Source organism: Prosthecobacter sp. Pr1, assembly GCF_057652315.1.
This window is the reverse complement of record NZ_JBYFBS010000004.1, coordinates 234,947-250,124: the sequence shown is the minus strand read 5'-3', so window position 1 is coordinate 250,124 and position 15,178 is coordinate 234,947. Positions and strand designations below refer to the sequence as shown.

Genomic DNA, 15,178 nt, shown 5'->3' with positions numbered 1-15,178 from the left:
TGGCTGAGGATGTCACCAAGATGAGGTGAAATGTACTCCGCACTTTGGATGTAGACATTGCGCGCGCTCGCCGGTGGCATCATGCCTGCGCCACCTCAACTGAATGACGTTTTTTCCTGCATGAAGCTGGTGGCTGATGCTGCCCACCGAGGTCACCCAGTGAAGGGACCGTGATTGATCTTTGATCAGTCGTTCAGAGAGATCACGCGCGAGCCTTCTCTGGCTGAAACCAGGCATGCATCCAGCACGCGTTGGGTCAGCAGACTGATCTTGGGCCAGTGCGAGTCGATTTTACCATCGATCACGAGCTGGGAAAACGTGTGAAACAGACCTGCCTCCTGCGAGCCGGGCGCGTTGTTGCTGGGTTCATCGAGGGCTTCGATTTGCCGGCCTTCGTGCATGTGGGCCTGGCAGCGATCGAGTGCGAACTCGGAGCGCGTGAGGCTGTACTTTGTTTGCGGGCCGGAGAAGGGCAGCACAAAGTCGGAGACCTGCAGCAGTCCCTTGTCACCGCTGACGATGGCCCATTGTGCATTGGTTGTGGTGAAGGAGCAGTAGAAGGAGGCGTTCGCGCCGTCTGCAAAGCTCAGCGTGCCGGAGAATTCCAGCGGCACGGCAGGTGAATCGGCCGTCTGCTGAGTTTCCGTGTGGATGCGGCCCGTCACCTGAAAGGGCGTGGCGTAGTTCATGGCCCAGAGGGTGAAACGCAGGCAGTACCAGCCGAGATCACCCAGGCAGCCCAGCGGCTCCAGTTTGCCATGTGCGCGGATGTTGCTGCGCTGGAATTCGTCATCGCTCATGAAGCTGAACTGCGTGGCGATGTTGCGCACCTTGCCGACGTCGCGGTCCATCACTTCGCGCAGGCGCTTGAGACGTTTTCCGTGCATGAACATCACTCCGTCCATGAACTGCACTCCGTGCTGTTCACAGGCGGCGATGATTTCCGCCACATCTGACGCTGTCACGCCCACTGGTTTTTCCACCAGCACATGCTTGCCGGCCTGTGCGGCGCGGATCACCCACTCTTTGCGCAGGCCCGTGGGGAGGGGGATGTACACGGCATCGATGTCCGTGCGTGCCAGGAGCGCCGCGTAGTCGTCCATCGCGTCCGGCAGGGCAGCATGTGGCGCGCTGCTCTGGCATTCCGCAATGAAGGCCTGTGCGCGTGAGAGGTCACGGCTGGCCACCGCGATGAGCGTGGCATTGCCGGCATCACGAATGGCCTGCCAGTTTTTACGGGCGATGAAAGCGGCACCGAGGATGCCCCAGCGGCAGTGGTTGTGATTGTTCATGCCGGATCAAGCATGCGCCTTCATGTCCAGTCAAGCGGCTCACAGCATCAAACCAAAACGTGCGGTGATGGCACGCAGCACTGCAAAGAGCAGAAGCGTCAGCACCGCGCTGCCGCCGAGGGCACCGTGAAAGCCCCACCAGCGTTGGAACAGCGGAAAGAGCAGAAACATGGGCAGCGTGGGAAGTACATACCAGAAGATGTAGTACATGTGGTCTGCTGTCTTCTGCGCCCGCACTTCGGGCGCGCTTTCGTAGTGCACCCAGAAGAGAGTGATGAGGCTGACGAACGGCAGAGCGGCCAGCAGCGCGCCGAGCTTGTCGCTGCGTTTCACCATCTCGCTCACCAGGGTGATGATGCCCGCGCTGAGCAGGTATTTGAGGATGATGTTCAGAGTCATTGCGGTGGGTGGGTAATAAAAATGTGAGTAACGATTTTCGGTGCGCGGGATTACTCCGGTCAACGAGATCACGCACAAGCGTGACAGCAGCCAACCCAATCTTGTCATGAAAGCGATCCGCATCACCTCTTATCTCGCACTTGCCCTGGCGTCTTCCTTCGCGCTGCATGTCATGGCACAGCCACCCAAGCATCCACCAAACCGCCCGCAGCATCCGCCTCATCCGCCAGGATCGCCACCGAACGGCATGAAGCCACCGCAGTTTGGGGATCCGCTGCCGGGACTCACGAAGGCGCAGGTGGCGACCTTCCTCGATGGCAAAGATGATTTCGAAGACACGGAAACCGAGGCTGGCGGGCTGGGTCCCATCTTCAACCGCTCCTCCTGTGTGACCTGCCACAACGCGCCGGCCACAGGCGGCGCGGGCCCCATCAATGTCACGCGCTTTGGCCGCACGGAAAACGGCGTGTTCAATCCACTCGCCTCGCTCGGTGGTTCGTTGCAGCAGGAGGTGGAGATCAATTCTGCGTTGCACGAGATGGTCCCGCCGGAGGCCAATGTGGTGGCGCATCGCAACTCAACCCCTCTCTTCGGCCTTGGACTGATCGAGGCGATCCCTGACCAGGAAATCCTGCGCAATGTGCGGCGCACGCCGCTTGATGGCGTGCTGGGGAAGGTGGCCAAGGTGGCGGACGCGGCCACTGGCAAGACCCTCATCGGGCGCTTCGGCTGGAAGGCCCAGCAGGCCACGCTGCTGAGCTTTGCGGGTGATGCTTACCTGAATGAAATGGGCATCACCAGCCGCCTTTTTCCGGTGGAAAACGCCCCGAACGGCAACGCCCTGCTTCTCGCGCAGTATGATACGGTGGTCGATCCTGAAGATGTGGTCGATCGGGCCACGGGAAGGGGAGACATTGATCGCGTGGCCGACTTCATGCGCTTCCTCGGTGCGCCACCGCGCCTGCCTCCGACCCATTCTGCGGCTGCCGGACGCAGCGTGTTTCAAAACACCGGATGCGCTGTCTGTCATGTGCCGCTGATGATCACCGGGCCGAACAAAGTGACTGCGCTGAATCAGCAGGAGGTCTGGCTTTTCTCCGATCTGCTGCTGCATGACATGGGCTCTCTGGGAGACGGCATCGCCCAGGGCACAGCGGATGTGCGTGACATGAAGACCGCGCCGCTCTGGGGCCTGCGCGCCAGCGCCCCTTATCTCCATGATGGCCGTGCTGCGACGACCGACGAAGCGATCAAAGCCCACGATGGCGAAGCGAAGGCTTCCAAGGACCGTTACATGAAGCTTAACAAGCAGCAGGTGCAGCAGCTTATCGATTTCCTCATGTCCATTTGATGGAGTGTGTCTGTGTGAGGGTTGGAATGTGTGAAGCAGGCAGCAATGCCTGCTTCATTCGTTGTCATTGACTGGGCACAAATAGGCACAAAGACGACACCTGCATTCGCCTCTAAGTAAAGATGACAAGCTCAGCTCAACGCTGTTTCTGTGTCGCACCGCTTTTCGCCGGGGTGGTCTTCTGGCCGCAGCGCGGCAGAACAAAGATGGCCAGCAGGAGTACTAAAGCCGCAGCGGCGATGGCGATGGGCTTGTGGCTTTTGATTTTGGCCAGTGCGTCTGCCAGAGCCGTGGATTGGGCTGCTGGAGGCGTCGGCTTGCGGGGCATAGGCGCTGAGATTTTGCGCTGTGCGGGCATTAAAGCAGCGGTGGGGCGCTGGGACCTGTTGGCCGCCACGTGCATTCCAGGGGAAATGGGGATCGTGCTTGAAGTGGCATTGCGCGCGCCTTGCTGGGGATTGGGCAGAACCACAGGCGCGGAAACCTGCGGCTGGACGAGATTGACTGGCGGCGGGGGAGGGGCGCTCTCTGCGAGTTCGGCGCGGGTTGATGGCAGTTCCGGCAGGTTGGGCGCTTCACGGCGCTCGAACAACTCCATGGCCGCACCCGCCTTGCGCGGACGCTGCTCAGGGTCTGCCGCCATGAGGTGCATCACCCAAGCACACATCCAGCTCGGGACATGTGAGGCGAGTTTTTGCAGGGGGGCCAGATCGTGGCCGAGGTGCTTCAGCCGCAGTTCCTTCAGAACGCGACCGTCAAAGGGAGGTCTTGCGGTGAGTGCTTCATACAGGATGCAGCCAAGAGCGTAGACATCGGTGCGGCGGCGGGTGGTGCCGTCCTGCCACTGTTCGGGGGCGGTGCAGCGGTAGGAGCGGATTTGTTCCTCCTTGCTGTCATTCCGAGCGGCGAAGCCCTGGCCAAAGCCGTGCAGTGTCACCTGCCAGTCTGCAGCGGATTTGCCGGAGATGCGTACATAATCAGGCCGCAGGCTGCCGTGGACAATGGCCTCCTCGTGAAGGGCGGAAACCGCCTCCAGGAGCTGCCGAGCGACGGTTTCAAACTCCTTTTCGGTGAGAGGTCCGCGTTCCAGCACTTCGGTCAAGGTTTCTCCCGGCAGCATCCCTGCCACAATGGTGTAAAAGCCGTCTTTATCGGCACCGAAATCGATCAAATGGTCGAGGTGCGGGTTTTGCAGGGGGGCAAGCTGGCGGAACAATTCCTGCAGGCCCTCGATTTCCTCTGGTTTGTTGGTTTTGAAGCGTCTGAGCCGCAATTCATCGCCGCGTTTGTTGTCGCGGACGAGCAATAGCTTGCTGGCGGTGTCCTCTTCCAGAGGACGCAGAATTTCAAAGCGGGAGGACATCCGATAAAGCTGGCCCGTTCCAGCGAATCCCGCAAGCTTCTTGCCACATCCATTATTTCCACGCTAAAGTGCCGACCCATCCCTGCATGGAAGATTTTCTCGTTATTGATCACGTTTCCAAAACCTTCGGCACCCAGCGTGCCGTGGATGATGTGGCGTTAACCGTGGCGCAGGGGGAATCGTTTTCACTTCTCGGGCCCAGCGGCTGCGGCAAAACCACGCTGCTGCGGATGATTGCGGGATTCGAGCGGCCTGACCATGGGCGGATTTTAGTGGGGGGGAGGGACATCACCGAGCTGCCTCCCGAACAGCGTCCGGTGAACACGGTGTTTCAAAACTACGCGCTTTTTCCGCATTTAAGCGTGTGGGAAAACATCGCCTTCGGGCTGCGCATGAGCCGCCGTCCGCGTGAGGAAATTCGCAGTGGAGTGGAGCGCATGCTCGAACTGGTGCGACTCGGCGAGCACGCGAGAAAGCGCCCTGCCCAGCTCAGCGGTGGGCAGCGGCAGCGGGTGGCCATAGCGCGCGCTTTGGTGAACCGACCCCAGGTGCTGCTGCTGGACGAGCCGCTGGCGGCGCTGGATCTCAAACTGCGCCAGCACATGCTCATGGAACTGAACACGATTCACGAGCAGGTCGGCACCACCTTCATCTATGTGACCCATGATCAGGGCGAGGCGATGAGCCTGAGCGACCGCATCGCCGTGATGAATGCGGGCAAGGTGGAGCAGGTGGATTCGCCGGAGAATCTGTATGAAACACCGCGCAGCAGCTTTGTGGCCTCCTTCATTGGGGATGCCAATTTTTTCACGGGGGTCGCAGTCGAAGTGCAGCACGAAGGCTACGTGCGTGTGCTGGTGGACGGATTGGGCAGTCCGCTAGTGCTGAGCCATGGAGCGGTCTCGGCGAACCAAACACTGCGGCTCATGGTGAGGCCGGAAAAAATAAGCCTCACACTCACCCGCCCGCCGAGTGGCGAGAGGGTGAATGCCTTCATTGGGGTGGTGGAGGACATGGCCTATTTCGGATCACACACCCGCTACCGCATTCGTGCAGGCGAGCACAGCATCCTGGCCCAGCTGCAGCGCAGCCGCTTCAGCGGCGGAGAGATTGATCCCGCGCGCGGTGCGGAAGTGTGGATGAGTTTTCATCCGGATGAAGGCCGCGTCGTACGGCTGGAGGAGGCGGCATGAGCATCGAATCCCGGACTGCCAGGCAGTGGATGATTTCACTGCCCTCACTCACATGGCTTGCCGTGTTTTTTGTGATCCCTGCCATCCTTGTGATCATCACCGCTTTTCGACCGGCTGATTTGCAGGGAGGAGTCGGGCCTGGCTGGACGCTGGCCACGCTGCGAGAAGTGGAGGATCCTGCCTACCTGCCCATCCTGTGGCGAACTTTCTGGCTCAGCGGGGCGACCACGGTGGTCTGTCTGGCTCTGGCGCTGCCGATGGCTTTTCAAATGGCGCGTGCCGGGCAGCGCATGCGGCAGGTGCTGCTGCTGCTGGTGGTCATCCCGTTTCTCTCGAATTTTCTGATCCGCATCTTTGCGTGGAAATCCCTGCTGCATCCCGAAGGACCGCTGACGAAGCTGCTGATCGGGCTGCATCTTATTCCAGAGAATGCCGTGCTGCTGAACCATGGGGGGACGGTGCTGCTGGTGCTCGTCTACACGCAGCTGCCGTTCGCGATCCTGCCGCTCTATGCTGCGGCGGAGAAGTTTGACTTTGGGCTGCTGGATGCGGCGAGGGATCTCGGAGCCGGGCCGTGGCGTGCGTTTTCCAAGGTGTTCGTTCCTGGTGTGCGCCGCGGCATCATCTCTGCGGCGGGCATGGTGTTTGTGTGCTGCCTGGGGCAGTACGTCATCCCGCAGATGGTGGGCGGCACCTCGGATGAAATGCTCGGCAGCAAGATCGCCCAACGCGTGTTTTCAGACCGCAATCTGCCGCATGCGAGCGCCCTGGCGGGCGGGCTGATGCTTGCGGTGCTGGTGCCCATGGTCGTGATCGTGCTCTGGCAGCAGTTTGGCAGAAAGGAGGCGGAATGAAGCGCTCCTGGCTGCCTGCAGTGATCACCATTGGTGTGATCCTGTTTCTGTTCGCGCCACTGGGAGTTCTGGTGGTGAATTCATTCAATGCTTCGCGTTTTGGCGGTGAGTGGGAAGGCTTCACCTGGAACTGGTACGAGAAGCTCTGGGCTGCGGGAGAGGTCTGGGAATCGCTCTGGATCACGCTCAAGATCGCCGTCTCCGCCTCGCTGGCGGCGATGGTCCTTGGCACATTGGCGGCCTATGCTTTGCATCGGTTCCGCTCCTGGCTGCAAAACGTGCACCACATGCTGATCACGCTGCCGCTGGTGATGCCGGACATTCTCATGGGCATGTCTCTGCTGGCCTTGTTTGTGCTCACGGGCGTTGAAACCGGGATGCTCACCATCTGGATTGCGCATGTCACCTTTTGCCTGAGTTTCGTGACGATGGTGGTGCTGGGCCGTCTGCAGGATTTCGATTTCACCCTGCTGGATGCCGCCCGTGATCTGGGTGCGACCCAGGCCAAGGCCGTGAAAAAAGTGCTGGTGCCTCTCCTGCTGCCTGGTGTGCTGGCCGGCGGGTTGCTGGCCTTCACGCTTTCGATCGATGACTATGTCATCACCTTCTTTGTCTCCGGCCCCGGTACGACCACGCTGCCATTGCGCGTCGCCAGCATGATGAAAACCAGCCGCAGTCTTCCCATGATCAACGCGCTCAGCACGCTGCTCATTGCCAGCACCTTCCTGATTGCCGTGTGCAGTTCTCGCCTTCAACGCCGCTTATGACCTCCTTCTTCAGATCCCTGGCTGATTTCCTGGAACCCACCGGACTCATCTGGCTCATGCTTTCTGCATGGGTGGGGGTCATGATCCGTCGTCGCCGATGGCGGGCACTGATCCTGCCGGGCACCGCGTGGCTGCTGCTGACGCTCACATCCGCCACCGGCTTATCACATTCATTGCTGGCAGTCTTGGAGTCTCAGTGGGCTCCGGTGGATGTGGCCGCCCTGCCTGTGTGCGACGCAGTCATTGTCCTTGGTGGCGGCATGGAGCCCTCCCACAACGAGCCGGCGGGCATTCATTTGAAGGGAGGAGCGGACCGATTGTTTACCGGCTTGATGCTTGCGAAAAAGGGCAAAGGAAAGCTGCTGGTCCTTGGCGGGGGGAGTCTGAAGACGTCTTGTGGCACAGAGTCTGAGGCGGATGCCGTCAAACTCTGGCTGGAGGAGTGGCAGATCTCACCTATTCCGGTGCAAAGTCTGGGCCACTGCCTGGATACTCATGATGAGGCCGTCAAAGTCTCTGCTTTGGCGGTCAAACATGGCTGGCAGAAGGTTGCGCTGGTGACATCCGCCTACCACATGACCCGCGCCAGAGCTGTTTTTGAAGCCGCTGGCACCTCGGTTGTGGCTGTGCCCTGCAACTACAACAGCGAGTCCTTGCGTGAGCACCAAGTGAAATGGCTGAATGTCCCAAATGCCACGAACCTGTGTCATTTTGAGACCTGGATGCACGAAATGATTGGTTGGTGGGCTTATCGCATCGCTGGCTGGGTTTGATGCACCTTATTTTGGCCTGCATTCTGCTTAGAAGGCAGGAAAGAAGGCTTGCTTTTGAACCATAGTGATGGTCATGTATAACTCACATGACTAGTGGCCTGGCTTTAGCCGATACCATCAATCTTGGCGGCAGAAACAGGACGGGCACCGAGCTTATCCTGGCCACCAAGCCTTTCACCGTGGACGACCCCGTCAAAAGCTGGTGGTACATCCTTTCTACGGCCGCGCTTTGGCTGGCTGTGATCGCCGGCACGCTGTGGATTCCGTACCTTGCCGCGAAGCTGGCGCTGAGCGTGCTTTCAGGACTGCTGCTGCTGCGTTTGTTTGTCATCTATCATGACCAGCAGCACAACGCGATCCTGCCGAATTCCAAGCTCGCAGAATGGATGATGCGTGGCTTTGGCATTCTCGCCCTCAGTCCCAGCAGCATCTGGCGCAGTTCTCACAATCATCATCACAATCACAACTCCAAGATCAAGGGGTCGCACATCGGGTCCTTCCCGATCATGACGAAGGAGCACTACCTGAAGGCATCCAAGTCCGCGAGGTTGATCTACCTCTTCATGCGTCATCCGCTGACGATTCTCTTTGGCTACGTGTTTGTGTTTCTGCACGGCATGTGCCTTCGGCCGTTTGTCATGAAGCCCCGGCAGCATCTGGACTGCCTGCTGGCCCTGCTGGTGCACGGAGGCATCGCTGCGGCACTGATTTATTTCTTTGGCTGGCAGATGTGGCTGCTGGTGCAGGTGATCCCGCATTTCATCACGTATGCCATCGGGTCCTACCTCTTCTATGCGCAGCACAACTTTCCAGATGTGGCCTTCTATGACAAGGCGGGCTGGACCTATGAGCGCGCCGCACTGGATTCTTCCAGCTACATGAAGACCAGCAAGCTCATGGCTTGGTTCTCCGCCAACATTGGCTACCATCATATTCATCATCTGAACGCACGCATTCCCTTCTACCGCCTGCCTGAGGTGCTGAAGGCCATGCCTGAACTGCAGAAGCCGAAGGTCACCACCCTGAGCCCGCGCGACATCCTGCGCTGCCTGCGACTCAAGGTCTGGGACACAGAACTGCAACGCATGGTGCCGCTGCCTACACGGTAACAGACTCCGGCTCACCGATCCCCACATGTTTACCGCATCAAATCTTGCAGAGCTGATCGGTGGTGAAGTGGTGGGGGATGGATCTGTCATTCTCACGGGCATCGCTCCTGCGGATGTCGCTGCAAGTGGGGATCTCACGTTTGCTGAGAAGCCCAGCTACCTGGCTGCGGCCGAAGCCGGCATGGCCAGCGCCATCTTGGTGCCCCGAGGGTTTGAGTCTGCGACGAAAGTCCTGATCCGGGTGAAGGATGCGCGAATTGCCATCGCCAAAGTGCTGCCACTGTTCTTTCCGCCAGAAAGGATTGCCGCGGGCATCCATGCGAGCGCGGTGGTCGATGCCACGGCGCAAATTGATGTGACTGCGAGCGTCGGTCCTCATTGCGTCGTGGGGGCCGGTGTCAAGCTGGGGAAGAACTCGGTGCTCATGGGTGGCAACCACATCGGCCGGGACAGTCAGGTGGGAGAGGATGTCTGCCTACATCCCAATGTGGTGCTGTATGCCAGGACGCAGATCGGCAACCGCGTGAACATTCATGCGGGCACCACCATCGGCTCGGATGGGTACGGGTATGTTTTTGACCAGGGCCACCACCGCAAAATGCTGCAGGTGGGGAACGTCGTGATTCATGACGATGTGGAGATCGGCTCCAACACCTCGATTGATCGCGGTGCGCTGGGCTCCACGGTGATCGGGCAGGGAACGAAGATCGACAATCTGGTGCACGTGGCACACAATGTGGTCATGGGGTGCCACTGCCTCATCATGGGCCAGGTGGGCTTTGCCGGGAGCACGCATCTCTCTGACTATGTCGTTATCGCCTCGCAGTCGGGTATTGGTGGACACCTCAAGCTTGGAGCGCAGTCCACCATTGGTGCGAAATCGGGTGTGATGCGCGACGTTGCGGCGGGTGACACCGTGCTGGGGTATCCTTCAGCATCGGACAAGCAGGCGAAGCGCCAGTGGATTGCCGTTTCCAAGATGCCGGAAGCTTTGCGGCGGCTGAAAACATTGGAAAAACGGATGAACGGCAGCAAAGAGGCTTAATGGCCTTTTTCGCGCTTCACCTCGTGGCAACTCACGCCATGATGGGGGCATGACCCGCGAAGACGCCGCCACTATTTTCGAACGCATCGCCCTGCTGCTGGAGCTGAAGGGGGAGAACAGCTTTAAAGTACGCGCCTACCGAACCGGCGCGGAGATCGTGGAAAGCTACAGCGGGGACATCATGAAGCTGGCGGCGGAGAACCAGCTGGCAGGCATCAAGGGACTGGGGGAAGCGCTGCGTGACAAGCTGCATGAAATGGCCACGACGGGGAAGCTGGAATTCTACGAGAAGCTCAAGGCCGAATTTCCTGACACGCTGTTTGAGTTGTTCGATGTGCAGGGGCTCGGGCCGAAGAAGGTGGCCGCGTTGCATGCGGAGCTTGGTGTGTCATCCATCGCCGATTTGAAGCGAGCCTGCGAGAGCGGCGAGGCGGCAAAGCTTTCCGGGTTTGGTGGTAAAACGGTGGAGAAGATTCTCGAAAGCATCGCCTTCCGTGAGCAGCATGCGGCGGAGTTTCGTCTGGATCTGGTGCAGCCATTGGTACAGGAGATTTTAGAGGCGCTGCGTCAGCACCCGAACGTTTCGCACGCCGAGGTGTGCGGCAGTTTCCGCCGTGGCAAGGAGACGGTGCATGATCTCGATTTCCTTGTGGCCACACGGAAGCCGGAGCTGGTGATCGAGTCTTTTGTGCAACTGCCGCTGGTGGTGGATGTCATTGCCAAAGGGCCAACGAAGGCGAGTGTGCATGTGACTCACGGGGTGCAGTGTGATCTGCGTGCCGTATCGAGCAAGGAGTTCCCCTTTGCACTCGCCTACTTCACCGGAAGCAAGGAGCACAATGTGGCCATCCGCCAGCGTGCGCTGGCGCGTGGCTGGTCGCTCAATGAGTATGCTTTCACTCCAGTGCCGGATCATGCGGATGCGCCGGTCATTCCACCGGTTCATGATGAGGCGGAGCTTTACCGAGCACTGGATCTCGACTTCATCGATCCTGAGTTGCGTGAGAACACGGGCGAGATCGACGCGGCCGAACACGGCGGCCTGCCGCGCCTCGTCTTGCTTGAAAATCTGCGCGGTGTTTTCCACAACCACACTACCGCCAGCGACGGGGGCGCGACCTTGCGCGAGATGGCGGAGGCGGCGCATGAGCTGGGTCTGCAGTACCTCGGCATCGCCGATCACAGCAAGTCGTCCTTCCAGGCGAATGGGCTTGATGAAAAGCGCCTGCTGAAACAGATCGAAGAAATCAAGGCGCTGAATGAGGAGATGGCCGAAGAGGGCTTCCGCGTCTTCGCCGGCAGCGAGGTGGACATTCTCAAGGATGGCAGCCTCGATTTCAGTGACGAGATTATGGGCCAGCTCGATTATGTGGTCGCCTCCGTGCACAACGTCTTCAATTTGCCCGAGGCGGAGATGACGAAGCGCATCATTCGCGCGATTGAAAATCCACATGTCACCATGCTGGGGCATCTCACGGGCAGGCTGCTGCTGCAGCGCCCGGCTTACAATGTCAACGTGGCTGCGGTGATCGATGCCGCAGCGGAAACCGGCACGATCATTGAGCTCAATGCCAGTGCCTGGCGCCTCGACATGGACTGGCGCTGGTGGAAGCTCGCGAAGGCCAAGGGCGTGAAATGCAGCATCAACCCTGACGCCCACAGCACGCACGGATTGCAGGCGGTGATCTATGGTATCAAAGCCGCGCGCAAAGGCTGGCTCACGCGCAAAGACGTGATCAACTGTCTTCCGCTGGGTGAGGTGGAGGAAGTGCTGCGGGCGAAACGCGCCGTACTTTAGATCCGCAAAAAAGGAGGCATTGCTTTTCAGCAATGCCTCCCGGGATTTAACGGTGAACGTTAATGACTTAGAACTTGTAGCTGAGGCGCAGGCCCACGTAATGAGCCTCCACTGACTGACGGAAGAACTGCCCCTGGTAGTTGAGCAGCAAACCGAGGTTTGGCGTGAACTGGAAGTTCAGGCCAGCTCCTGCGACCATGTAATCCTGGCCATAGCTCTGACTGCCGCCGCTTACCACGAATGGCTGGTTGATGAGGCCAACGGTGGTGCCGTTGTTGTTGCTCAAATTCTGGCGCTCGTAGCTCAGACGGGCCTGTGCCGTAATGACTGCGAAGTCTGTTTTGACATACTTGCTCACCGACCAGCCAATGCGGGAGATGAGGGACTCGGCGGTACTTTTGTTGTAGGCCAGGGCTGCGAGGCCACCGCTGGACTCTCCAAAGGCGTCAATGGAGACGTGGGTGTAGTCGAGGCCGATGAACGGACCGGTCACCAGGCTGTTGTTCTGGAAACGGAAGTTCCAGCCCGAGTTAAACTGCACCGTGTTGGTGTAGGCGTCTGTGTCGCCGCGAGCATTGCCGAAGCCGATGGGGTTGCGGTTCGTTTCGATGTCATAGCTGCCGAAGTTGTAAAGCAAATCAGCCCAAAAGGCCTTCTTCACGTAGGAAGTGTAGGCGCTCAAAGCATAACCATTCATGTCCATGTTGCCGACGCCGTTGGCGAAGGTTTGATTGGACTCCAGCCAGTTGAGGGCGAAACCGATGGCCACGTTCGGGGTGACATGAATCTCAGCGCCGACTCCTGGGCTCCAACTGTCAGACTGGACTCCCGCCTGATTGCCGAGAGCACCGAGCCGGGCGTTGTTGTAATTCATCGAGGCAAAAACCTCCCATTGGTTGGTAGGAGTGCGGCGCTGTGCCACCGGGTTCGGAGCCGGGTTCTTGCCGGGACCGTCGCCCTGACCTTCGACCACGCCGCCGTTGTATTCATTGTCTTCGGACAGGTCACCCTGGCCAGCGCGGAGGAAGAAGAGGCGTCCATTCACATCCGTAAGGACACTCTGAGTGCTTGCGAGCACGGCCTGCCCCATGGCGTTGGCCATTTGCAAACCGGTGATGGTGTCGATGACCGTAAAGACACCGGAATTCTGGTTGAAATTACCCACCTGAGTCGCCGTGAGATTCAGAGCGGTGGTGTTGAGATTGCCGGTGAGACCCAGATTGCCCGTAATGGTGGCACCTGGAAGGAGAGTCACCACCTGCCAGCTGTCTCCACCCGTGAAGCCCGTCAGGGCCGTTGGGTTGCCAATGACCAAGGTGCCGCCTGCAATAGAATTCAGATTGCCGCCCAGGATGAACGTGTCAGAAGCACCCAGAACGAGGGTGTTGTTACCAAGACCAGCCCCAGTGAAGAGATCGACGGCCAAAGAGCTGCCGAGGCCCATGTTGATCGCGCCTAAACCTGAGGTGGAGATCGTGAGCGTGGATGCGACAGGAATCACCAAAGTGGCATCGCCCACAATGATCGCCCCGTTGTTGTTGATGGAAGCACCCGGTGCCTCTGTGATGGTTCCCGTGCCTGCAAGCGTGGCGCCTGCGGCAATCGTGTAATCTCCGCCACCGAGGTGAGTCCCCAGAACGTTGAGAGTTCCCGCGTTGACTGCCGTGGTGCCCGTATAGGTGTTGGGGAGGAGGTTCGATGTCGTGAACGTTCCAGCACCATTTTTGGCAAGTGAGCCGCCGACACCACTCAGAACACCGCTGTAGGTGGTCGAAGTGCCGTCACCGCCTGTTGTCAGTGTGTTGGCGTTGAGGGTGGTGTTGCCGCTGCCCGCAAGGCTGCCGATGGTTTCATCATTGAGCAGCTCGAGTGAACCCGGTGCCGTCACGGTCACTGCAGCAGTATCTGCAATGGCTGAGCCGTTTTGAAGCTGCAGAACGCCCAGATTGACGGTGGTTGGACCAGTGAAAGTGTTCGTGCCGCTCAAAAGAAGCGTTCCTGCACCATTTTTGACCAGTGAGCCGCCGACACCCGTGTCAGAGATCGCGCCCGAAATGGTCGTATTGTTGGTGCCATCGACCGTCAGTGCCTGGCCTGACAGATTGACCGCAGAGCCCACATTCAGCCCCCCCAATGGGACAGCCCCTGAATCCCACGCCTGTCCTGCGCCCAGAGTGATGCCCGTACCACCAAAGCCAATTGTCTGCACGTTGGCCGAATTGTTGATGATACTTCCCGTGAGAGTAATGGCATTCCCAATAAGATTGAAAGCGCCCGCACCTAGATTGAAGGTGAGGCCAGCAGCGGTGGCCGTGGCGTCATTCGACGGGGTAAGGTTCACAAGCCCCCCAAACTGAAGGCCAATGGCATAATTCGGCACCGTGTCAGCGCCCCAGTTTACGTTATTTGACCACAAGGCGTTCCCGCCACCACCATCCCAGACTTGGTCCGCTTTTACCTGCTGGCAAAGGCTGCTGAGGGCCAGCAGTGCTGCGGCGGAAAGGCCACTGCAGGAGCCCTTGTTTCGCCATTTATTTTTCTTCAATGTGAGTTTGTTCATGATCACGTATTTGATGTTTGTTTGGTTTCTTTCGCATTGAGCGTGCGGGTTTCATTCCGCGCGTTCGGGGCTGCATAGGTGAATCGTGATCGCGCTGCCATGGGGTGAAACCCTACTTGCCTTCCGTTTGCCGCTGATGCGTCCGTGCTCAGAAATCAGCGCCTGCCACGTCAATTACCACGAGCTTGAAAGGCAGGGTGAAGTGAAAAGGGTTGCTGCTCGCGAGATGCTTGGGAACAACCACCTGTTTGAGCAATCAAGGCCAGGCTTGTTAACCGCTCTCCAGCTTTACTTTCCTTCTGGAATGATGCGCAGGACATGGCTGGCTTTGCTGGCGCACCAGCAGCCGCGTTTGAAGGGGCGCAGTTGGATGCCGTTGGGGATGACCACACCGTTGCAGACTTTGGTTCCGGTGCCTGTGCTGTCGAGAATCAGCGGCACGCCGTCGGGGCTGCGGCTGATCTTGCCGACCCAAAGCACCACGTGTGAAACTTCGCCGCTGTTGTTTTTCACGAACAGCAGGTCGCCGGTGAGGAGCGTTGTTTCAAAATCCGCGTAGCGGGCAGGAAGCTCGATGCGCTTCTAATTTGCGACGTCCTGCCAGTCGAGGTACGGCATGCTAACCTCTTCCTTCCATTCGCCGCGTGGTCCTTGGAGCAGGTCGCCGATCAACT

13 protein-coding genes are annotated in these 15,178 nt (G+C 59.1%); 8 read left to right on the top strand and 5 right to left on the bottom strand.

Annotated features, from left to right (window positions below):
- Nucleotides 1-185: 185 nt before the first annotated feature.
- Both AC24GY_RS08670 and AC24GY_RS08665 read right to left on the bottom strand, forming a co-directional pair.
- Nucleotides 186-1,292, bottom strand: a complete 1,107-nt coding sequence (locus AC24GY_RS08670) for a Gfo/Idh/MocA family protein (RefSeq protein ID WP_487682034.1) — start codon at nucleotides 1,290-1,292, stop codon at nucleotides 186-188.
- A gap of 39 nt (nucleotides 1,293-1,331) precedes the next feature.
- Nucleotides 1,332-1,691, bottom strand: coding sequence for a DUF3147 family protein (locus tag AC24GY_RS08665; RefSeq protein WP_487682032.1), 360 nt, complete (start codon nucleotides 1,689-1,691; stop codon nucleotides 1,332-1,334).
- Between the two features lie 106 nt (nucleotides 1,692-1,797).
- Between AC24GY_RS08665 and AC24GY_RS08660 the strand changes: the two genes are divergently transcribed.
- Nucleotides 1,798-3,042, top strand: a complete 1,245-nt coding sequence (locus AC24GY_RS08660; protein ID WP_487682030.1) for a di-heme oxidoredictase family protein — start codon at nucleotides 1,798-1,800, stop codon at nucleotides 3,040-3,042.
- Between the two features lie 136 nt (nucleotides 3,043-3,178).
- Here AC24GY_RS08660 and AC24GY_RS08655 read toward each other — a convergent pair whose 3' ends face one another.
- Nucleotides 3,179-4,405 carry a serine/threonine protein kinase gene (locus AC24GY_RS08655; RefSeq protein ID WP_487682028.1) on the bottom strand — a complete coding sequence of 409 codons (1,227 nt, stop codon included), beginning with the start codon at nucleotides 4,403-4,405 and terminating at the stop codon, nucleotides 3,179-3,181.
- Nucleotides 4,406-4,491: 86 nt separating this feature from the next.
- On the opposite strand from AC24GY_RS08655, the gene AC24GY_RS08650 reads away from it, so the two are divergent.
- From AC24GY_RS08650 to polX, 7 genes are all read left to right on the top strand, one after another.
- On the top strand, nucleotides 4,492-5,598 hold the full coding sequence (locus AC24GY_RS08650) for an ABC transporter ATP-binding protein (RefSeq protein ID WP_487682026.1): 1,107 nt from the start codon (nucleotides 4,492-4,494) through the stop codon (nucleotides 5,596-5,598).
- The gene (locus AC24GY_RS08645) at nucleotides 5,595-6,452 is read left to right on the top strand and encodes an ABC transporter permease (protein ID WP_487682024.1); all 858 of its coding nucleotides are present in this window, start codon (nucleotides 5,595-5,597) and stop codon (nucleotides 6,450-6,452) included. Before AC24GY_RS08650 ends, AC24GY_RS08645 begins: the two co-directional genes overlap by 4 nt.
- Nucleotides 6,449-7,219 carry an ABC transporter permease gene (locus AC24GY_RS08640; RefSeq protein WP_422322621.1) on the top strand — a complete coding sequence of 257 codons (771 nt, stop codon included), beginning with the start codon at nucleotides 6,449-6,451 and terminating at the stop codon, nucleotides 7,217-7,219. The genes AC24GY_RS08645 and AC24GY_RS08640 overlap by 4 nt, the downstream gene beginning before the upstream one ends.
- A complete protein-coding gene (locus tag AC24GY_RS08635) occupies nucleotides 7,216-7,992 on the top strand; it encodes a YdcF family protein (RefSeq protein WP_487682022.1) in 777 nt (258 codons plus the stop codon). Before AC24GY_RS08640 ends, AC24GY_RS08635 begins: the two co-directional genes overlap by 4 nt.
- 86 nt (nucleotides 7,993-8,078) lie before the next feature.
- Entirely contained in the window at nucleotides 8,079-9,101 is a 1,023-nt protein-coding gene (locus AC24GY_RS08630; protein WP_487682020.1) for a fatty acid desaturase family protein, read from the top strand.
- 25 nt (nucleotides 9,102-9,126) lie between these two features.
- Nucleotides 9,127-10,146, top strand: a complete 1,020-nt coding sequence (gene lpxD, locus AC24GY_RS08625) for a UDP-3-O-(3-hydroxymyristoyl)glucosamine N-acyltransferase (protein WP_487682019.1) — start codon at nucleotides 9,127-9,129, stop codon at nucleotides 10,144-10,146.
- Between the two features lie 49 nt (nucleotides 10,147-10,195).
- Nucleotides 10,196-11,944 (top strand): DNA polymerase/3'-5' exonuclease PolX, encoded by a 1,749-nt coding sequence (gene polX / locus AC24GY_RS08620; protein ID WP_487682017.1) that lies wholly within the window; start codon nucleotides 10,196-10,198, stop codon nucleotides 11,942-11,944.
- A gap of 67 nt (nucleotides 11,945-12,011) precedes the next feature.
- Here polX and AC24GY_RS08615 read toward each other — a convergent pair whose 3' ends face one another.
- Both AC24GY_RS08615 and AC24GY_RS08610 read right to left on the bottom strand, forming a co-directional pair.
- Entirely contained in the window at nucleotides 12,012-14,504 is a 2,493-nt protein-coding gene (locus AC24GY_RS08615) for an autotransporter domain-containing protein (RefSeq protein WP_487682015.1), read from the bottom strand.
- 288 nt (nucleotides 14,505-14,792) lie between these two features.
- Nucleotides 14,793-15,017 carry a hypothetical protein gene (locus AC24GY_RS08610; protein ID WP_487682013.1) on the bottom strand — a complete coding sequence of 75 codons (225 nt, stop codon included), beginning with the start codon at nucleotides 15,015-15,017 and terminating at the stop codon, nucleotides 14,793-14,795.
- Nucleotides 15,018-15,178: the final 161 nt, after the last annotated feature.